Annotated in this window: 16 protein-coding genes; 9 read left to right on the forward strand and 7 right to left on the reverse strand. The window is 39.4% G+C overall.

The genetic code is table 11. The features are described 5' to 3' along the window. The first annotated feature begins 141 nt into the window (after window positions 1-141). On the forward strand, window positions 142-1092 hold the full coding sequence (locus tag M595_RS03170; protein ID WP_023064568.1) for an NAD(P)-dependent alcohol dehydrogenase: 951 nt from the start codon (window positions 142-144) through the stop codon (window positions 1090-1092). A 110-nt stretch (window positions 1093-1202) separates the two neighbouring features. On the opposite strand, the gene M595_RS03175 is transcribed toward M595_RS03170, so the two are convergent. Then, a complete protein-coding gene (locus M595_RS03175; RefSeq protein WP_023064457.1) occupies window positions 1203-3485 on the reverse strand; it encodes a dynamin family protein in 2283 nt (760 codons plus the stop codon). Between the two features lie 550 nt (window positions 3486-4035). Between M595_RS03175 and M595_RS03180 the strand changes: the two genes are divergently transcribed. The 4 genes from M595_RS03180 (at window position 4036) to M595_RS03195 (ending at window position 11027) form a co-directional block, all read left to right on the forward strand. Continuing rightward, window positions 4036-5091, forward strand: coding sequence for a class I SAM-dependent methyltransferase (locus tag M595_RS03180; RefSeq protein ID WP_023064495.1), 1056 nt, complete (start codon window positions 4036-4038; stop codon window positions 5089-5091). Between the two features lie 143 nt (window positions 5092-5234). After that, entirely contained in the window at window positions 5235-7415 is a 2181-nt protein-coding gene (locus M595_RS03185) for a lytic transglycosylase domain-containing protein (RefSeq protein WP_023064580.1), read from the forward strand. A 118-nt stretch (window positions 7416-7533) separates the two neighbouring features. Then, window positions 7534-9234, forward strand: coding sequence for a hypothetical protein (locus tag M595_RS03190; RefSeq protein WP_023064446.1), 1701 nt, complete (start codon window positions 7534-7536; stop codon window positions 9232-9234). Window positions 9235-9269: 35 nt separating this feature from the next. Beyond that, the gene (locus M595_RS03195) at window positions 9270-11027 is read left to right on the forward strand and encodes a hypothetical protein (protein ID WP_023064493.1); all 1758 of its coding nucleotides are present in this window, start codon (window positions 9270-9272) and stop codon (window positions 11025-11027) included. Window positions 11028-11044: 17 nt separating this feature from the next. Here M595_RS03195 and M595_RS03200 read toward each other — a convergent pair whose 3' ends face one another. The 5 genes from M595_RS03200 to M595_RS03220 all read right to left on the reverse strand — a co-directional run bounded on the left by M595_RS03200 (window position 11045) and on the right by M595_RS03220 (window position 15756). Continuing rightward, complete coding sequence (locus tag M595_RS03200) at window positions 11045-11494, reverse strand: GNAT family N-acetyltransferase (protein WP_023064503.1); 450 nt, start codon at window positions 11492-11494, stop codon at window positions 11045-11047. A gap of 18 nt (window positions 11495-11512) precedes the next feature. After that, window positions 11513-13237 carry a glycoside hydrolase family 10-like protein gene (locus M595_RS03205; protein ID WP_023064517.1) on the reverse strand — a complete coding sequence of 575 codons (1725 nt, stop codon included), beginning with the start codon at window positions 13235-13237 and terminating at the stop codon, window positions 11513-11515. A gap of 541 nt (window positions 13238-13778) precedes the next feature. Next, window positions 13779-14264 (reverse strand): DM13 domain-containing protein, encoded by a 486-nt coding sequence (locus M595_RS03210; RefSeq protein ID WP_023064605.1) that lies wholly within the window; start codon window positions 14262-14264, stop codon window positions 13779-13781. A 5-nt stretch (window positions 14265-14269) separates the two neighbouring features. Continuing rightward, a complete protein-coding gene (locus tag M595_RS03215; protein ID WP_238987016.1) occupies window positions 14270-15034 on the reverse strand; it encodes a M15 family metallopeptidase in 765 nt (254 codons plus the stop codon). Between the two features lie 62 nt (window positions 15035-15096). Next, window positions 15097-15756 (reverse strand): class I SAM-dependent methyltransferase, encoded by a 660-nt coding sequence (locus M595_RS03220; protein WP_023064534.1) that lies wholly within the window; start codon window positions 15754-15756, stop codon window positions 15097-15099. Window positions 15757-15910: 154 nt separating this feature from the next. Here M595_RS03220 and M595_RS03225 point away from each other — a divergent pair, with 154 nt between their 5' ends. Beyond that, a complete protein-coding gene (locus M595_RS03225) occupies window positions 15911-16885 on the forward strand; it encodes an ABC transporter ATP-binding protein (RefSeq protein ID WP_023064604.1) in 975 nt (324 codons plus the stop codon). Window positions 16886-16907: 22 nt separating this feature from the next. Beyond that, a complete protein-coding gene (locus tag M595_RS03230; RefSeq protein ID WP_023064556.1) occupies window positions 16908-17951 on the forward strand; it encodes an ABC transporter ATP-binding protein in 1044 nt (347 codons plus the stop codon). Here M595_RS03230 and M595_RS03235 read toward each other — a convergent pair. Next, on the reverse strand, window positions 17881-18516 hold the full coding sequence (locus tag M595_RS03235; protein WP_040483495.1) for a hypothetical protein: 636 nt from the start codon (window positions 18514-18516) through the stop codon (window positions 17881-17883). The genes M595_RS03230 and M595_RS03235 overlap by 71 nt on opposite strands. 76 nt (window positions 18517-18592) lie before the next feature. Between M595_RS03235 and M595_RS03240 the strand changes: the two genes are divergently transcribed. Both M595_RS03240 and M595_RS03245 read left to right on the forward strand, forming a co-directional pair. Further along, a complete protein-coding gene (locus M595_RS03240) occupies window positions 18593-19009 on the forward strand; it encodes a phosphomannose isomerase type II C-terminal cupin domain (RefSeq protein WP_023064549.1) in 417 nt (138 codons plus the stop codon). A gap of 228 nt (window positions 19010-19237) precedes the next feature. After that, the gene (locus M595_RS03245) at window positions 19238-20311 is read left to right on the forward strand and encodes a glycosyltransferase family 4 protein (protein WP_023064474.1); all 1074 of its coding nucleotides are present in this window, start codon (window positions 19238-19240) and stop codon (window positions 20309-20311) included. The last annotated feature ends 17 nt before the right edge of the window (window positions 20312-20328 follow it).

Genomic DNA, 20328 nt, shown 5'->3' on the forward strand with positions numbered 1-20328 from the left:
ACATTTAAGGGACGTTTACCCAGAAGACATTTCAGACATTCTGTGTATTCAAAGGAGTGGGACAATGATGACATCTAGAGAAATACACGATACATTAAGCTAACAAGGATTCAAAATCAAAAACAAGCTGAGGATTGGTAGATGAAAGCGGTTATTTTTAATCAATATGGTTCAGCCAACGTGTTGGAATATCGAGAGATAGACACCCCCAAAATTAAACCGGATGAATTATTAGTTAAAATCTCCGCAACCAGTATAAACCCCGTTGACTGGAAAATCCGACAGGGACATTTACAATTAATCTCCGGTTACAACTTCCCCAAACAAATTGGCGCTGACTTGTCAGGGGTTGTCGTAGAAGTGGGGGAACGAGTTACAGGCTTTCAACCGGGGGATGAAGTCTACACCAGTCTTAACCCGGTTTCTGGCGGGGCTTGCGCCCAATACGCTGCGGTTAAAGCTATTTCTACCGCCCTTAAACCCTCAACCATGACTTACGAAGAAGCAGCGGCGGTTCCCCTTGCGGGCCTAACTGCGTTACAATCTTTGTTTGATTTGGGTCAAATTCGACCGGGACAAAAAGTATTAATTAATGGCGCTTCGGGTGGTGTCGGAACCTACGCGGTACAAATTGCTAAAGCGATGGAAACTGAAGTTACGGGAGTTTGTAGCACCGCCAATTTAGAACGGGTAAAACAGTTAGGCGCCGATATTGTCATTGACTACACTCAAGTTGATTTTACCCAACAAGGGACTCAATACGACATTATTTTAGATGCAGTGGGAAAACAAATTTTTTCTAACTGTGAGAAGGTTTTAAAACCCGATGGAATTTATATTTCTACCCTTCCCACTCCTGAAAATATTCTCGCCTCTGCTCAAACTTGGTTGTTTCCCGGTAAATCTGCTAAATTAGTTTTGGCACAGCCCAATCGTCGCGATTTAGATGCGTTGCGGGATTGGATAGAAGCAGGTAAAATTCAATCGGTAATTGATCGGGTTTTTCCCCTTTCTGATATTATTGAAGCCCACAATTACAGCGAAACGGGGCGAGCGGTTGGTAAGATTGTTTGTGTTGTTGAAAGCGATTAATAAATTCGTCGGGGCGCTGAGGTTGGCGCCCAAAAGAAAATAAAGTGCATCAGACAAAAAGGTTTATGGTGAAACCGTGAAATTAATAATCTGATGCACCCTACCAGGGGTTAAATGTTAGGGAGAGTAAACTCTGTAAAACCGTTATCCTGTAAATCTTGATTAATGCTATCAACAGCTTGATTAAAAGTGCCAATATTGGCTTTTACTTTGTCTTTCTCCTGTTGAATTTCTTTAATTTTACGTTCAGCATCCTTTTCTATTTTCTGTTCTAGCTGAGTACGAGCAGGTTCATGGTGAGCAATAATGACTCCTACTAGATGATCTGCACCGGGTAAAAGATGAGAGTTAATGGTTTCATTAATCGTAGTCCGAAATCGGTGCATAATGGTGTGCTTAACTTTTTTGCTAAAATCAATTTCCAAAAGTTGTCGAACAGCAGGTTCAGCAGTTAACATTCCTTGAAAATCTGTGCTTTGACAAGCTTGATATAGCGTTTGTCGCAGTTGAAAATGAGGAACGGTTCCTTCTTGGTAAAATAAAGCGGTTTCTCGGATATAGGGTTCACATTCGGTTCGAGCTTCGTTTGTAATTGCATGAATTACCTCTTGACGCAAATCTTGATCGAGATTTTGATGAATTCCCGCATCATTCCCCAACAATTTTTCTAGCCGTTGGTAATATTCAGCACTGGAGACATTGTGAGTTAATTGATTGAAGAAATTATTCACCAATTGTTGAGAAGATGCAGTTAAAACTTTTTTCAGTCCATTGGTGAGATAGTAAAACGCTTCTGACAAAATCGCCATCACCGGAACAACGACATTTTCTTCATGGCTTCTTAACGCTAATTGATGCGTTTCTTCAACGGAAAAGTTAGCGATCAAACGGTCAAGCTCATTGAGCATATTTTTCTGAAGTTTACGATAATCTTTTTCTAAACGATTGTTATTGTTCGTCGCAAAAGCTTCATTGAGTTGTTCCTTAATATGTTCGGAAAAATCTTTACCAATTAGATGTAAGTCTAAGGCTAGTTTTTTCAATTCTCCATGTTTAATTTCCTCAACATCAACGGGTTTACTTTCCAACTCATCTCTCAAGTTAAAGTAATGTTTTATCAATTCATTACAGATGGGTTGAAGATCCTCTGCTAATGCTTGAAAGAGTTCGGGTTTACGTTTGTGCATGAGATAATAGTTCAGCTTTTCTTTAAACCCTTCAACTCCACTTTCTTGAATTAACTGATCCAGTAATTTGTTACCATGAGCATTGATAATTGCTTGAAATTTTTCTTTTGTATTTTTTGCAGCATTAATTTCAGGAGTAGCAGGAAATACATCAGGATCTACTTTCTCGGGAGTGCCAAAGTAGCGATTAAACTCGCTCTTAAATTCATCTGGTACTTCAAATTCAGAATTTTTTCGACGCAAAGAACCATAAAACCCTAACATTGCACTGGTTTTATAAACTCGTCCTTTTTGCTGTTCTTGGTGAAACTCGGAACGAATTACATCTTCTAGTAGTTGATGAAGTTTTCGGTTGTACCATGTCGCATCAATACGATTGAATACATAGAAAATGCGATCGCCTACTCCGGGAGCCTTACGAATGTGTTCAATGAGATCAATTTCCGCTTCTGTTAGCGCTCCTTTTGAAGCTGTTTGCAAAACATAAACCACTGCGGAAGTATCAGAATCAGTGATTTTATTCTTGGCAATTTCAGCATGAATTAATAGAGGCGCATCTATCCCCGGAGTGTCTACGATAACAATTCCATTTTCTAGTAAGGAATTGTGACAGTAATATTTGATTTGCTTGAAAACGGCTGCATTTTCCCAACGAACATAGTTTTCTGCGTCCTCTAAATTGATAGCTTTTTTCCGATCATTTTGAATATTTTCTTTGTTCTTTTCAAAACCCGTAAGCAACTGTTGAAGTAATTCGGCTTGTTTTGCTTGTGCTAAGTTTCCGTCTAGCGTTGATCGATTCTGTTTTTGTTCGGCTTGTTCTCGCAGGTTTTGAATGCTATCAGGTTCATCCAAGTTTACGCTGTCTGCTAAGTTTAGCTTCTCACAAAGTTCGGAAATTTGTTTTTGAATTTCGGTTTTGCTAAAGAAGTAAAGAACTGCTTCTTCGTCATCTTGCTTTTGAGCATATTCAACGTAACATACAGTTCCGGTTGCAACTCCTTCGGAAGCAAAAAGCAATTTACGCTCTAACAGCGTATTAATTAAGGTAGATTTACCCGCACTAAAGGTTCCGGCAAAAACGATTTCAAATCGGGGAGAAGTGGCTTTGTGTAGAGAACGTTGAACTGCTGCTGTATCTACAACAATACCAGCATTAGAGATTAAGTTTAGCAGAGCGTCAACCTGATTTTGTAAGGCAGCCATTGTGTAACCTGTTGGGGTAGAGTTTTGTTTTTATTTTTCTATAAGCAAGCTACAGAAATCGTCGGGATAATTTCGGAAAAACTTTGAGATTTTTTTTGAGAAAAATATTGAGTATTTTTATTTATAAATAACTGTATATTGATGTTTATATGACTTGATATAAACGAGTGTAAAAAATATAGGGGCGTAATGCTTGCGCCCTCTAGGTGTTAAATTAAGTTGGCAATGCGATCGCAATATCTTAGCTATAGCAATCAGAAACCATTTAAAAAGGATATCGCCCCCAAACCCCCAATACTGGGGGCTTTGAACAGATTAAATTTTTGCAAATCATTTCACACTGCTATATATAGCACTACGCGAATACCTGTTTGACATTTCTAAATCCTAAAACTCCTTCACAGTCTACTGTTCCCAGATCCGGTGTTCCCTGTTCCCGATTCAAGTAGCGCTATATTTACCCCAGTTGTGGAACGAGTTCACCGAATGGCGGGTCAATGAGGTACATTAGCATCATGGGAACCCTGATGAGATTGAGGATATAGAACTCGTGGTAGCGAATCAGCCGATAACGATGAGCGATCCAGCCGTTTTAGAAGACGCACTTCTGCTGAAGGTAAAGCGACTCACATCAGCGAGAGGACAGCTTGTTTTACCTTGTGTACCCGCACTTTTAGACCAATATGTAGAACAGTTTCACGGCTTACTGGTGGCGTTGGGACAAAATTTCACACCCAACGAAATGCAGGCTTTGCGTCAGCTTGTTCACAAGAAACTGACAGAAGGATACAACGCTTCACCTCATGCTCGTTTAGTCTTCAAATACGAGCCACCCGATCCAACACATGGACTGACTCAGGGGCTAAGATTAACAGTAACAACAGAAGTCCTCACCATTGAAAACAAATATCAACGTTGGCTTTCAACTCGCGAAGGGCCATTGTTTGGTTCTCATCCAGATGCTAAACTGATGGCGATCGCTTCTCAACTGGGATCTGCGGCTCAGACTCCAATTTTAGACGTGGGTGCAGGAGTGGGGCGCAATACGGTTCCTCTAGCTCAACGAGGACATCCGGTGGATGCGGTAGAACTCACCCCCGAATTTGCTCAAATTATCGCGAATACGGTAAAAGCCGAAAATCTACCTGTGCGGGTGGTTCAAAGCAATATTCTGAACCCGTCTCTGAAACTCCCGCAAAAATATTATAAATTAGCAGTTGTTGCTGAAGTGGTTTCCCATTTTCGTACCCTTGAGCAAGTGCGAACTTTATTGAAAGTGATGTGTGATGCCATTCAACCGGGAGGCTTACTGCTGTTTAGCACATTTGTCGCTACCGATGGCTATGAACCCGATGAGAAGGTGCGAGAAATGTCTCAGGTGCAATGGTCTTATCTACTGACTCGCCCCGAGTTAAAGGGAGCAATGCAGGGTTTGCCCCTACAGGTTTTGTCGGATGAGTCGGTGTATGAATATGAACGGACTCATTTAAGCGCCAAAGCATGGCCGCCTACGCCTTGGTTTGAACATTGGGCTTTGGGTCGCGATGTGTTTCCCATTCCCAACCCACCAATGTCTTTACGATGGATATTATGTCAAGTAAATTAATCCCGTTCAATAAATTGTAAATGGTAAACGGATTAAAATTCTTGTTAATCTTCTGTTGAGAAAACAAATCAAACGTTTTGACAACAAACTTCTAATAAAATCACGATTAACCCCTGAACATTGACCACAGAGCAAATTCCATCATGGTTAAGCAACGGATCACTCAATTCGCCCTCTTGCTTGGTGCTGCGTCTGTCGCCCTAGCAATTGGTATCTTTTTCCCGATCACGCAGTTACAACGATTTTTGCCGTCTCGCGAGGTGTCTATTCAGGAGTCTGATGAGACAGAGATGGTGATTTTGTTGGCGTCGATGTCCCCAGACGAACGTCAAGACGAACTCAAAGACATTGCTGAAACTTCTAAACCCTCTACCGATCGCAGTCGGGCGCGTTATTTACTCGCTAGTGATTTTCTGCAACAAAACCAACCCTCCCAAGCCATTGGGCTTTTAGACGGACTAGAAAAAGATTATCCACTTTTAGCCAGTCATATCCTTCTGAAACGGGCGCAGGCTTATGAACAGATGGGCGATACGGCTAATGCGAAACAAACTTGGGAAGCTTTACTCAAAGGTTATCCTGAAGATCCCGTTGTCGCTGAGGCGTTGTATGTATTGGGGAAAGAAAATCCCGAATATTGGGATCAAGCGATCGCCGATTTTCCGGCTCATCCTCGGACTGTGGAAATTGCCGAAACTCGCTTAAAAGAAAATCCCAATCAACTTCCCCTTTTATTAATTATCGCTCGACATGGCATTTACTTAAAAGACTATGGGACTTATTTAGAAAAGCTGCGCCTCAACTACGCCAGTCAATTAACCCCTGAAGACTGGGAAGCACTCGCCTTTGGATATTGGGAAAAACAAGATTATGGTACGGGGGCTTTGGCTTATGCGAAGGCTTCTCCCACGCCTCGCAATTTCTATCGTCACGCCCGAGGGTTGTGGCTAGATGGGAAAATCCCGGAGTCTCGCAAAGCTTATGAAAAACTGATTCAAACCTTTCCCGAGCAAACAGATCCAGGCGGAGAAGATGCGGGTTTTGGGTTAATTCGTTTATCTCGGTTAAGCGATCGCAAAGATGCGGTAAAATATCTCGATCAAGCGATCGCTCGTTTTCCGTTTCATCGTGCCGAGGCGCTTTATGATAAGGCGGAATTACTCGATCAATTACAATCAAAACAGTCGGCGTCTCAAGCCCGACAAATGTTGTTAAGTCAGCATAGTGAGTCGGAACCTGCGGCGCAATTGCGGTGGAAACTTGCTCAGGATTTTGCTAAAGCCGGAAAAATTAAAGAGGCTTCTAAATGGGCGAAGGAACTTTCTACTAAAAATCCTGATAGTGAGTTAGCCCCAGAAGCCAATTTTTGGATCGGAAAATGGGCGCAACAAACGGGCAATTCCGCAGAGGCTAAAAAAGCATTTGAATATTTGTTAGCTCGTTATCCCGATTCTTATTATGCTTGGCGCTCGGCTGTACAATTGGGTTGGCCTGTAGGGGATTTTACCACGGTTCGTCCGCTCAATCCTCATGTTCAATATCCAGAGACACATCCGCTTCCGACTGCGGGTTCTGAGACGTTACAAGAACTTTATCAACTCGGTAAGCATCAAGAGGCTTGGAAACTGTGGCAAACTGAGTTTAAAAACCGAATGCAACCGTCTGTTTATGAACAGTATACCGATGGTTTAGTGCGCTTGGGTGTGGGGGATAATTTAGACGCACTTTGGATGTTGTCTAGTTTGAGTATGCGCGACGAACCCGAGGAACGTCAGAAGTATTTGGAGTTAAAGAAAACGCCGGAATATTGGCAAGCTTTGTATCCTTTTCCTTACTTAAACACGATTGTAAATTGGTCGGAGGAACGTCAATTAAATCCGGTGTTGGTAACAGCTTTAATTCGTCAAGAGTCTCGGTTTATGCCGGGGATTAAATCAGTGGTTGGCGCAACGGGTTTAATGCAGGTTATGCCGGAAACGGGTGCTGAAGTTGCTCAACAGATTCAACTCACAAACTATTCCCTGGAAAATATCGAGGATAATGTGAATTTAGGAACCTATTATCTCGATTTTACTCATCGGGAATACAATAATAATTCGTTACTAGCCGTGGCGAGTTATAATGCTGGCCCTAATGCAGTTTCGGGTTGGTTAGATCGATTTGGTTTTCAAGATGCAGATGCGTTTGCAGAGAAGATTCCCTATCCTGAAACCTATGGTTATGTGAAGTCTGTGTTTGGCAACTATTGGAATTATTTGCGAATTTATAATCCTGATATTGCGGCGATGATGGCAAAACACGCGGCTAACTACAAACCGAATTAGAGGCAGGAAAATTAAGGGTTAGTTAATCAGACCGGAAACCGGTCTGTTTTCTTTTGTGCCAAACTAGGGTACACTGTCCGATAGAATAAAATCCATTGAATTAACATCTGGGTAAACCTTGCTGAATTTATCTTTAGAAAAGTCTTCGAGTCGTCAAGTTAGGCTATGGTTTAGTCTAAGTTTAATTGTGGCGATTGCGTGTGGAATTTGGGCATTTTTTAAGGGTTGGGGTCAAGAATATATTATACAAGATGATGCGCGATCACACGTTGTTTGGATGCTTAAGTTTTTAGATCCTGAACTTTTTCCGAATGATCTGATTATTGATTATTTTCAGTCGCTTGCGCCGCCCGGATATGCTAATTTTTATAAACTTTTCTCACAATTTGGGGTAAGTCCGCTTTTATTAAATCAAATATTACCGACCATTTTAGGGGTAATTACGACGGGATTTTGTTTTGGAGTGTGTTGGGAAATTTTCCCGATTCCGATAGCAGGTTTTCTCAGTACATTACTTCTCAATCAAAATCTTTGGTTAAAAGATGATTTAATTACCGCGACACCCAGAGCGTTTTTTTATCCGTTATTTTTGGCTTTTTTATACTTGCTATTGCGGCGATCTATTATCGGTGTGGGAATTGCGATCGCAGTGTTAGGAGGATTTTACCCGCAAGGGGTTTTAATTGCGGTGGGTGTGTTAATTTTACATACGATTTGGAGTGAAAAAATTGTTGAGTCTATAAATAAAAAAAGCTATTTAATTCTATTCACTGGGTTGGGAGTTGGGGGATTAATTTTACTTCCTTATCTGATTAATTCTTCTCAGTGGGGAGAAGTCATCAGCCTCACTCAAGCCAAAACATTACCAGAATTTTATCCGGGAGGGCGGGCTTCCTTTTTTACAGATAAACCGTTAGACTTTTGGTTAACAGGAGATCGTTCGGGTTTATTACCCCAAGAATGGTTTAGAAAATCTCCAATTCCCCCTCAAGTTTTTGCCGGAATATTGTTACCGATTTTATTAAGATATTCGTCAAAATTTTCCTTAACTCAGAAAATTTCCCGTTCTATTTTAATTTTACCAGAATTATTATTCGTCTCAACGGGATTATTTTTACTCGCTCATTTGTTGGCTTTTCGGTTACATCATCCCAGTCGATATAGCCAACATAGCTTGAGAATAATTATGGCAATTGCGGGGGGAATTGCAATTACACTACTTTTAGATGTCATTCTCCGCAAAATTAACGAACAACAGAATAAGATTTTCCTCAAACTGGGTTTAGTAGTGTTAGTATTTTTGGGTTTATGCTATCCTAGCTTAACGAGTCGCTTCCCGATTACCAATAATATTGTGGGAAAAATTCCATTGCTGTATGAATTCTTTGCCATTCAACCCAAAGATACGCGAATTGCGTCTTTATCAGATGAAGCCAATAATATTCCCGCCTTTTCTCAGCGTTCAATTTTAGTGGGTTCTGAATACCTTTTGCCCTATCACCAAAACTATTATCAGCCGATGAAACAACGAGCAGAAGGGTTAATCAAAGCACAGTATAGTTCAAATATAGAGGAGGTTAAACAGTTTATTCAAGAGTATGAAGTTGATTTTTGGATGCTCGAAGAAGATGCACTAACCTTAGAGTTTGTTCAACAAGAGGAATCTCTTAAAAAAATAAGTCCAACCGTGAGCGCCGAGATTGAAGAAAATCTCAAAACGGGACAAAAACCCATCCTTTCGAGTGTAACAGATCGGTGTACTGTTCTCCAGGTTCAAGAATATATTATTCTCGATGCTAACTGTATTCTCAAGTCTTAAGTTCAGGCAATTAAACTATCATCAAATCTAAGTCTATGTCAATGACTCGTCTACACGCTTTTTTAACGTCTCCGCTGGATAAAACACCTCGTTCGAGAGTGATTTTTTGGTTTAGTCTGAGCATGGTATTTGCTGTTATCTATGCCGGGATGGCGTTACATCGTGCTTTTGAGGGTTCAGGTGTCATTCAAGATGATGCGCGTCAGCATATTTTCTGGATGCAAAGATATGTTGATCCGGAGTTATTTCCGAATGACTTAATTGCTGATTATTTTCAATCTGTTGCCCCTGGCGGGTATAAACTTGTTTATTTTGTTGCGACGTTTTTAGGCATTCATCCGCTCGTTTTTTGTCGAATTATCCCTTCATTTTTAGGGATTATTAGCACACCTTTTGCCTTTGGAATGAGTCTAGAAATTTTGCCTGTTCCTCTGGCGGGTTTTGTGGGTGCGTTGTTGATGAATCAGATTATTTGGTTGAAAGATGATGTTGCTTCCGGAACACCAAGAGCGTTTATTTATCCGATTTTTCTAGCGTTTATCTACTATGTTATCAGAAGTAATATTTGGGGTGTAGCGATTTCGATTGGTTTAACGGGGTTATTTTATCCGCAATATGTGTTTGTGGGATTGGGGATTTTAATTCTGCGTTTATTTGCCTGGAAAGAAGGAAAATTACGTTTTTCTTCTAACCCAAAAAACTTAAAAATATTTGCAATTAGCTTGGCTGTAGCGTTTGTTGTGATCTTGATTTATGCCTTACAAACTCTCGAATTTGGGCCAGCTATGAATCGAGCAGAAGCCCTACAATCTTTAGAGTTTTTTGAGAATGGGCGCAATCCCTTTTTTGAGGAGAATCTGTTTGATTTTTGGTTTAATAGTAGACGCAGCGGGATGTTTCCAAAGTCGTTATTTACTCCTGCAACTCAGTGTTTAGCGTTGTTATTTCCCGTTTTATTCCTATTTCGTTCCGCTTTTCCTTTAGTCGATAGAATTAAGCCTGGAATTTGGGTAATGTTTCAGTTGCTCGTTTCCTCAGTTGTGATGTTTCTGTTGGCTCATGCTTTGCTGTTTAAACTGCATCTTCCCAGTCGATATACGGGAATTAGTTTTAGAATTGTAATTGCTGTTCTTACGATTGTCGCGTTTACGATCATTCTCGATGCTTTGTTGAATTGGATAGAGATTCAACGTCAGCCAAAATCAGAAAAAAAAGAAGTTTTTCCCCGAAAAATTCAGAAGATTGTTGCCGGGGGATTAATTGGAGTGATGACAATTTCTCTACTGTTTTATCCGAGTTTTGTCCCGTTCTTTCCGCTGGTAAAATATGAACAAGCAGATCGACCTGAACTTTATGAATTCTTTCAGCAGCAACCCAAAGATGTTTTAGTGGCATCGGTATCTGGAGAAGTGAATCAACTGCCGACTTTTGCTCAACGTTCAATTTTAGCAGGTCGAGAATATACGATTTCTTATCATACGGGATATTATAGACAAATGAATGAGCGAACCACTGATTTAATTCAGGCTCATTATAGTCCGGATTTGGAAGAACTCAAAGCCTTTATTCAGAAGTACGAGATTGATTTATTCTTGATTGAACTGTATGCTTTTGTTCCTGAATATTTCTTTTTCAACGATTGGATGAATGAATTTGAAGAAGGAAAACAAGCTTATCAGTTTTTGAAAACAACAGGTGAATTTCCCGCTTTAGCAAACACCATTAGTAAATGTTCAATTTACACCGCAGAAGAATGGTTTATTCTGGATGCAAGCTGTATTTTAAAACAGTAAAAACTTGCAAATATCTATTATAGATTTGAGCGAACTAAGCGGATAAACTGACAAGTCGAACCGGAAACTAAACTGTCAAATGAACCGTTTTCTTGAAATCCAGCTTTGGCATAAAAGCGACGCGCTCGATGATTGGCTGCAATGACAACAGTCCAGGCCGGACATCCAATAATATTCAAAGCCAACCTCAACAAACGCTTTCCAACCCCTTGATTTTGGTAATCTGGATCAATGTAAAGTAGGCTAATATGGTTTTTATAAACTGCCACAAAACCGACAACTTTCTCACCATCACAAGCGACAAACTTTCGACAAGGATAAAAGATTTTGTTGAGATAAGGATTCTCAGCCAAAGGAGTCAAGCCACGAGGAACACATACCCCTGCAAATTCGCCAGGTTGCGCTCGATCGTGAACTTGACAAACGGCTTCCCAATCTATTTCAAAATAGGGACGAATTTTGATCATTTAGGGAACTCAAAAACCCTATTCTAATTTTAACTCAGGAATGGTCACAGAGGGAAGAGAAGCGGCAATAATTTCAGGCCGTTCAATCGTCTCAGGAAATAGAGCAGAGAAAGTGGTTTCACCGTCTTCCGTTGCCGCCAAAGATTTCAAAGTTTCATAGAAGAAGAAAGAGACTCCGGCGAATTTCCGGCGACGACTTTCAGCGACTTGATCTTTAATCGCTGAAAGCTGAACGGGTTTATTTTTCAGTCCGGTTAAAATACCCACAGCGACAGGAATATTAACCTTAGCATCCAGAACTTCTGATGCTTCTAAATCCGCTTTAAAGGCTTTGGGATCGTCCCGATAAACTTGCAGCACTAATTCTTCTACAAATCCGTAGCGTTCCCAACTCGGCCAATCTTGTAAATACTTGTCGTAGGCGTAGGATTTGGGATTGGGTGAAAGGGAAATAATACAGTTAGGTTTGTAATCTTTTACTACCCAGAAAAGGCGCATCATAAAGTCGGTGATTTTATCAGCCCGCCACTTCACCCAGTCGGGATCGTTAGGGTCAGTTGGGGGTAATTTACCGTCGTTTTCTCGCTGATAAAGTTGGGTGGTAAATTCATCATAACCCAACTCAACAGGCAAGCCAAAGTGATCGTCAAATTGAATGCCATTAATGTCATATTTGGTGACCACTTCGATAACTAAATCCAGGATAAACTGTTGAACTTGGGGGTTAAAGGGATTCAGCCAAACGCGAAATTTATCGTCTTCTTTTACAAAGGGAATTCCCTCTTGATTGCTCGTAATCCAATTGGGGCGACTTTGTAAGATTTGGGAATCTTGAGGAACCATAAATCCAAACTCAAACCAAGGCATAACACTCATGTTTTTTGCTTTCGCTTGAGTGATAATTTCTTGAAGTACATCTCGTTCGGCAAGTCCCGGTTCTGGGTCGAGTTCGACGTCAATAACACGCTTCATTACTTGGCTGGGAAATTGGGTATAACCGCGATTCCAAACAACCGGATAAAGGGTATTAAAGTTCAACTCGGATAAGGAGTCAATCGCTTCTACAACCGAGGTGGGAGAAAATAAAACATCACTGTCAATATTTGTCAGCCAAACCCCTCTAATTTCTCCCGCAGGGTCATCAATTTCTACGGCTTTTACCAAGTAGTCTTCGGGAACAGAAGATTCTTCCTCTGCTGTCAGTAAGGCTTGCGATAAAAAGGTTGTAATTTCTCCGCGAGTTGCAAATTCTTCGGGCTTAAGGAAGTTGACATCAGGATAATTAACAACTAAACCGTTTTCAGTTGCCGCCGCGATCATCCGTTTAGCATAATCCGGAATTTGATCGTCATCAAGATAGGTTTTTTCTAAGGTAAAATCAACGGGTTGAATCAGATCGAGTTTCAATCCGCTAGAGAGTGCAACTAAAGCTTGAACCCGAGGAATTTTCTGTGTGGGTTTAAAGGTTTTATCCTGATAACCGCTTAAAAAACCTGTACGATAAGCTTTTTGAATGACTTCATAAGCCCAGTAATCATCAGCGACATCTTCAAACTCAATTCCTTCTCGAATGTCGGGTTGATCGGGAAATGCTTTGTTTAACATTGCGGCAAATTCTGCGCGAGTTACAGAATTATCAGGTTTGAATGTTCCGTCTTCATAACCGCTAATAATCTCATCATCCGCTAATTTTTCAATACAGTCTTTTGCCCAATGTTCTTTGATATCACTAAAATTTGCCATAATTTCTACCGTGTTTGTTAAGTTCTAAATTGTCCGCTGGGTTGTCGATTTCTACAAGTTTCTCATCTCGCAACCCTGTGGGTTATTTCGACACCCATCTTAAGGATTCAGGGAAAAATGATAAATTTGATCAATTTATTGAGTCCGAGTGATGATCAAAATTCTAGGGCTTCGCTTCTACAATAGTCTTGGATAGACTTTATGAAGAAAATTTTAAGTCTTGTTGATCCAAAAAGGTTAAAGTTCTGTCCCCTCAGCCCAACCCCGATGGCCCTTTGCTGAGGTGGGTTCAGGTCACGGAGTCGGAGTCTTCTTCAACCCCTCCTATTTCCTTGATACGATTCACCTACAGTTTAGGATCGACAAGATTAATTTGTATGAGTTTTATTTACTCTTGAATTCTATCTATATATATTTCATAAATATTTTGCTCATATAGAGATTATTGATCCTTATTTTTCCCGTTATATTCAAGCCTTAAAAGATTTATACTAAGAGGAAATTCATAATTTGCGCTAGACTAAATCTAGTGACAATCAATCTAAGACCGAGATAAACGTGCAGCCCCAAATGTGGCGTTAAACTGGCGACACCAAATTGCTGCTGAAGGATAATCTTCCAGGTTAATATTATCTGGAATTTCGTAGCGTTGAGTACCGCTAAATTCTTTTAAATCGGCGAGAATGACATAATCTTTTTCATTTAAAGCATAAGCTGGCGGTTCAGTTGAACCAATTACATCTTCTGAACGATGTAGAATTACAACTAAATCTGGCCCCATATCAAAAGTCGTGAAATCTTCACCGAGTTGGAGATAATTTTTATCATTTTCACGAATAATGCTTGCAGTTCCTTTTGTTTCATGTTCACCACTCACGAACGTTCCTGAACTTACAAGACTTCTTGAAGTTTGAACCAGTTGAATAGAATTTTTTTGAACAGTTAAAGATTCAGCGAAAACTATACTAACAGCCAAAAAGAGATAAATATACGAAAAACTTACACCCAGAAACAGATAGCGTTTCATTAGATTTAACTCCCGGACTTAATAAAGGAATATCGTCCATATTTTGCTATAGATTTATTACCATTTTCTTGCTGATTTGTCAACCCTGCCCACATTTGATCGCCATAGGAAAAATGCCACCATTCATTTTGATGTTGTTGAAATCCTGCTAAAATCATGACTTCTGCTAAAATCTGGCGATTTTGATGATATTTTTGTTCCTCGGAATGAGAACTTGTAGCAAAATGATTGGGATAAGAACGGGGGGAAATTTCATCAATTGGTGAACCCATATCAACTATTTTTCCGGTATTATTGACTAACGTAACATCTATCGCTGCACCTGTACTATGAGGAGGAGGTGTTGCAGGTTCAAGACTGGGAACTGCCCAAAATTGATACACTTCTTCTAAGATTGCTTGGTGTTGTTCTAAGGAGATTAAATCTGGCTTTAATTCTCTGGCTTTTAAGATTTCAGCCAAGGTATAATCCACCATAAACTGTTGAACTTCAACGGGGCGGTAAGCATCAAAAATTAAGATATTCCAACCCGGATAGTTTGATTGTAATTGAGTTTGAGCATTAATTAAACGTTCGAGAACCTCTTGACGCACATAATAGGGAGAATCAACCCCTGAAAGATGATAAGGTGCGCCTAATTTTTGATAAGCATGAGGAGATTCAACCGCAAACTGTTCTAGAGAAATCGGAACTAACGGTTCACCACAATCTTGAATGAGTATTTTTTGATAAGGTTTGATCATGTTTTTATTGTTATAGGATTGACTCATTTTAAATTAAACTAAAAAAGGGGAATTAGAGGTTAATTTCCTTTTCCCCTGGTTCAAATTATTTAGTTTTGACGATAAGCAATGACTGCATAAAACGGATCTCCACCTCCTAAACCCAACATCTGTAAAACAGACGGAACTGAAGACTGTTCAGCAATCACTTCAGGAATACTAAATCCGGGTAGACTTTGCCCTTTGACCGAGTTAAAATATCCCTTGACTAATTCAACTCGACTCTTTTCTGTTCCGTCTCGCCAAGCCGTAATTGCTTTTTGATAAAACATCCGGTTAGAAAAGGTAACAATGGCAATCCCACCGGGTTTTAAAATGCGATACATCTCATAAAAAATCGCTTCAGGATACTGCAAATATTGGATCGAAACGCAATTTAAAACTGCATCAAAATCACAATCATCTAAGGGTAACTTTGGGTTTTCATTCAAATCCTGTACAAAATAATGATCGAGTTGGGGATTTTTTTTCAATTCTTCTTCATTCATCCCATGTCCCTCAACGTGAGCAAATTTCATCTCCGGAAGATGAGACACCCAACTACTCATCATATCCAGAATACGAGTATTCGGTTTGAGACGTTCGCGGTAAAGATTTGTTAAGCGATCAATAAACCCCTCATCGACATGAGTGACAAAGCGAGGATAGGAGTAAAACTGGGAATCATCGGTCTCATCAAGTTTTTTGCGGTCTTGAGCTTGTAGCAACATCGTGGCAATATGGTATAAACTACTCTCTATATAGTTTAAAAGAATATTACGGAGTGTAAAGCAGGTTATTCGGATAGGGAAGTGCTTAGAGATACTACAAGAAATAAATATAGGTTAAACGTGAATTGTTTTTGTTCGTTTATTTGAAAGTTTAATGTCGCCTCTATTAGAAGTTCAGAACTTAGAAACTCGCTTTTTTACTCCCGATGGAATTGTCTGTGCAGTCAATAATATTTCTTATGTAGTCAATTCTGGGGAAACGGTGGGAATTGTTGGCGAGTCTGGTTCGGGTAAAAGTATTAGTGTATTGTCAATTTTACGGTTAATTCCTTCTCCTCCTGGTAAAATAACAGGCGGAAAAGTATTGTTTGAAGGCAAAAATATACTAACGCTTTCTTCAGAGAATTTACGAAAAATTCGGGGCAATAAAATTTCGATTATTTTTCAAGATCCAATGACTTCTCTTAATCCAGTTCTCCGGATTGAAAAACAAATTACAGAGTCAATTCAGCTTCATTTAGGACTGAATAAAAACGAGTCAAAATTAAGAGCAATTGAATTGTTAAAAAAAGTCGGAATTCCCGACGCTGAAGGCAGAATCAAAAACTATCCCTATCAATTTTCAGGGGGAATGCGCCAACGAGTAATGATTGCGATGGGGTTAGCTTGTCATCCAAAATTATTAATTGCAGATGAACCCACAACGGCTTTAGATGTCACGGTTCAAGCCCAGGTTGTGGAGTTAGTTAAACAGTTAAAAAAAGAACTAGAAATGGCGGTGATTTGGATTACCCATGATTTGGCATTATTGGCGGGATTAGCGGATAGAATTTTAGTATTATATGCGGGTCAAATTGTTGAACAAGCTTCTATTAATCAACTCTATAAAAATCCTCGCCATCCTTATACAATAGGATTACTAGAAAGTTTACCGCGTTTAACAGGAAAGATTCCCGAAAAGTTACCTGCAATTGAAGGAGTTCCTCCCGATTTAACTCATTATCCAAAAGGTTGTCCATTTGCACCGAGATGTCGTTTTGCTGTCGAACATTGTTTTCAAGAAGATCCCCCATTAGAAATGATAGAAAATGGACATGAAGTGGCGTGTTGGGTAAAGCCTGAAGTATAATCTTATTAATAAAAAAAATAAAATGATTGAAACTGATATTAATACACCTCAAACAAATCCAAAACAAGATACATTAATCACGATTCAAAATTTACAGGTACATTTTCCTGTTTTTCAAGGACTTATTATTCAAAAAATAGTCGGTGCAATTAAAGCCGTTGATGGGTTAACTTTTGAGATTAAACGGGGTGAAACCTTAAGTTTAGTCGGAGAATCTGGTTGCGGAAAAAGTACAACCGGACGGGCAATTTTACAACTGATTCGTCCAACGGTCGGAAAAGTTTACTTTGAAGATACAGATTTAACTACATTAGAACCGGAAGAAATACGGAAAATTCGTCGGCGAATGCAAATTATTTTTCAAGACCCCTATGCTTCCTTAAATCCTCGAATGACGGTAGGGAAAATCATTGCAGAACCATTGATTGTTCATAACTTAGCTACAAAAAAAATACGCGCTCATGTTGAAGAATTATTAGAATTAGTAGGATTAAATCCTCAATTTATTAACCGTTATCCCCATGAATTTTCAGGAGGTCAACGACAGCGAATTGGTATTGCTAGGGCTTTAGCCGTTAATCCTGATTTTATTGTTTGTGATGAACCGATTGCTTCATTGGATGTTTCGATTCAAGCTCAAGTGATTAATTTAATGCAATCTTTGCAGAAAACATTAGGACTAACTTATCTATTTATAGCCCATGATTTAAGTGTAGTTCGACATATTTCTAAGCGGATTGCTGTGATGTATTTGGGTAAAATTGTTGAACTCGCAGAGCGAGTTGATATTTATGAAAATCCCTTACATCCCTATACTCAAGCTTTACTTTCTGCGGTGCCCATTCCCGATCCTGAACTTGAGGCTAAACGTGAACGAATTCTTCTCAAAGATGATATTCCTAGCCCCATAAATCCCCCGAAAGGTTGTCGATTTAACACTCGTTGTCCGCTTGTTGTTGATCGTTGTCGTCTAGAAGAACCGGAATTTAGAGAGGTTAATCCAGGACATTTTGTGGCTTGTCATTTAGTTGAGGAGTCTCAGAATAGGAATTCAAATCCGGTTTAAAAATTTTTAACCATTGACCATGATTGAGTTGTAAACTACAGAGGGTTTCTTCCTGATTAATTTGACAGTAGCCTTGCGCTTCATATTCATCCCAATAATCTCGCATTGCTTCGGGAAAATTATATTGCTGTTCGCTTACTAAAAACTGAGATTCAGACATCTGATTTCCGATCATTGCAGTTGTATCAAAAGTTGTTTTAAAAAGAACTTTATTAGAAGTGACTTCTAACCAACATTCTCTCCAAGTTAAATGTGAAGTATCAAGTTCTTCTCCAATGGAAGCAAATTCACTCGAACATTGACCTTTAATACCAGAAGGATCAGGAGGAACCGTGGCGTTTGCACAATCTTCTGCGGTCATTTCTCGCCACATTGGATAATTTTTTTGAGCTTCTGGCCCATATTCACCCAAAACTTGATTTAAAGCTTCCTCGTGAGAGAGAGTTTGACAGGCTTTGAGAATTTGGCTGTGAATTATTTCCTCCACTGTTGGCCAAGCGAACACAGGAACGGATAAACTAAAATAGGAGCTAGTTGCTAACAGACAAACTATCCATTTTTTCATCAGAATATTTACACCTTATGTTTGTTAGTGCTAGAACCTATAATAGCTGTAAGATTTCTAATTCTCGACAAGGATTATGACAAAAGATAATACTGACACATCCGTAAAAACGGAGACACCGACGAAAACTGACACTTCTCAAACTCGTACACCCCCTTGGGGTCAGGTGACAGTTTTGGAAGAGGGCGATCGCTATCGGATTAATCGGATTATTGTGAATCCGGGATATCATATTAGTACCCAAATGCACTATCATCGCAGTGAACATTGGATTGTTGTTGCGGGTACTGCTAAGGTGATTTGTGGGGGTGAACACACAACTCTGATTCCTAAACAATCCACCTATGTTCCGATGAATACTCCCCATAGACTTGAAAATCCGGGAGTAATTCCCTTAGTAATGATTGAAGTACAAAATGGGGAATATTTGGGAGAAGATGATATTACTCGTTTTCCAGAAGAAGGAGGTTATGGCGGAAAAACAGAGGCATAGTTCATCGGTAAAAATAGGCTCACAAAACAGACTGTAAATATTTTACATTGTCAAAATCATGTAGCTGACTCTTATAGTTTTCTCTGTTGATCAGTCAAATTGATCGAGTTAGGGGCTATCTTTTATGCCCCTATTTATTCGGTGTTTTTTGTGTAAGAAATAAACTTTAAATCTTATTTAAAAACTAAAAATTGATTGATAAGATTATCCTCATCGTACTGAGTATTAATGTCTAATTCACTGCTAATCAACCTTTCTGTTCTTATTCCTGAAGCCACAGGTATTTCTATCTATGCGAGTCAGATTTTACCCCAACTCAAACGACTCAATCCAACTCTATTAGTAGCAGAATCTAAACCGGGTTACTCCTGTTATCCCGTTCCCAGTAATATGACACCTGCTCAGGGAACAAAAGGACATTTTCGCCGTTTACTTTGGACTCAATTTAAACTTCCTTCTATTTACCGTAAACTCAAAGGAAATCTCGTCTTTTCACCACTCCCAGAAGCTCCATTATATTCTTCCTGTCGTTCGATTGTCATGGCCCATGACTTAATTCCTCTCAGGTTTCCAAGACGGGGTTCTCGCCTAACTGCTTACTTTAAATACTACATTCCAATGGTATTATCTCAAGCTGAACATATTGTTTGTAATTCTCAATCGACGGCTCAAGATTTAGTGCAGTTTTTTAAAATTCCTGAAACTAAAATAACACCTATTGCTTTAGGATATAATCCTGAAAAATTTCAATTTCTTGATTTACCCATAAGCAATTATTTTCTCTATATTGGTCGCCATGATGCTTATAAGAATTTGCACCGATTAATTACTGCATTTTCTCAATTACCTGATCGTTCTAATTATGAGTTGTGGTTCGCGGGACCAACTGATAAAACCTATACTCCAAATCTAAAAGTACAAGTCGCAGAATTAGGATTAAATCAACAGGTAAAATTCTTAGATTATGTCTCACCAAAAGAGTTTACAAAAGTCATTAATCAAGCTATAGCACTGGTTTTTCCAAGTCTTTGGGAGGGGTTTGGTTTTCCAGTTCTTGAAGCGATGGCTTGTGGAACTCCTGTGATTACTTCTAACCTTGCTTCTTTACCGGAAGTTGCTGGAAATGCGGCGTTATATATCAATCCTTTAGAGGTAAATGAAATTACAGAAGCAATGAAAACTTTAGCAAATGATACTAAAATGCGATCAGATCTTCGCCATTTAGGATTAGCGAGAGCGAAAGAGTTTCAATGGGAAAAAACCGGAAAAAGAACCACTCAGATTATTGAGTATTATCTCTAAGATTTATAGAGTTTAAT

The sequence above is a fragment of the Lyngbya aestuarii BL J genome (genome assembly GCF_000478195.2).
GTDB lineage: Bacteria > Cyanobacteriota > Cyanobacteriia > Cyanobacteriales > Microcoleaceae > Capilliphycus > Capilliphycus aestuarii.

Bases quoted from the DNA above. Each gene is read 5' to 3' on its own strand.
- M595_RS03170 (WP_023064568.1), top strand. From the start codon at position 142: ATGAAAGCGGTTATTTTTAATCAATATGGTTCAGCCAACGTGTTGGAA.
- M595_RS03175 (WP_023064457.1), bottom strand. From the start codon at position 3,485: ATGGCTGCCTTACAAAATCAGGTTGACGCTCTGCTAAACTTAATCTCT.
- M595_RS03185 (WP_023064580.1), top strand. From the start codon at position 5,235: ATGGTTAAGCAACGGATCACTCAATTCGCCCTCTTGCTTGGTGCTGCG.
- M595_RS03195 (WP_023064493.1), top strand. From the start codon at position 9,270: ATGTCAATGACTCGTCTACACGCTTTTTTAACGTCTCCGCTGGATAAA.
- M595_RS03200 (WP_023064503.1), bottom strand. From the start codon at position 11,494: ATGATCAAAATTCGTCCCTATTTTGAAATAGATTGGGAAGCCGTTTGT.
- M595_RS03205 (WP_023064517.1), bottom strand. From the start codon at position 13,237: ATGGCAAATTTTAGTGATATCAAAGAACATTGGGCAAAAGACTGTATT.
- M595_RS03210 (WP_023064605.1), bottom strand. From the start codon at position 14,264: ATGAAACGCTATCTGTTTCTGGGTGTAAGTTTTTCGTATATTTATCTC.
- M595_RS03215 (WP_238987016.1), bottom strand. From the start codon at position 15,034: ATGAGTCAATCCTATAACAATAAAAACATGATCAAACCTTATCAAAAA.
- M595_RS03220 (WP_023064534.1), bottom strand. From the start codon at position 15,756: ATGTTGCTACAAGCTCAAGACCGCAAAAAACTTGATGAGACCGATGAT.
- M595_RS03225 (WP_023064604.1), top strand. From the start codon at position 15,911: ATGTCGCCTCTATTAGAAGTTCAGAACTTAGAAACTCGCTTTTTTACT.
- M595_RS03230 (WP_023064556.1), top strand. From the start codon at position 16,908: ATGATTGAAACTGATATTAATACACCTCAAACAAATCCAAAACAAGAT.
- M595_RS03235 (WP_040483495.1), bottom strand. From the start codon at position 18,516: ATGAAAAAATGGATAGTTTGTCTGTTAGCAACTAGCTCCTATTTTAGT.
- M595_RS03240 (WP_023064549.1), top strand. From the start codon at position 18,593: ATGACAAAAGATAATACTGACACATCCGTAAAAACGGAGACACCGACG.
- M595_RS03245 (WP_023064474.1), top strand. From the start codon at position 19,238: ATGTCTAATTCACTGCTAATCAACCTTTCTGTTCTTATTCCTGAAGCC.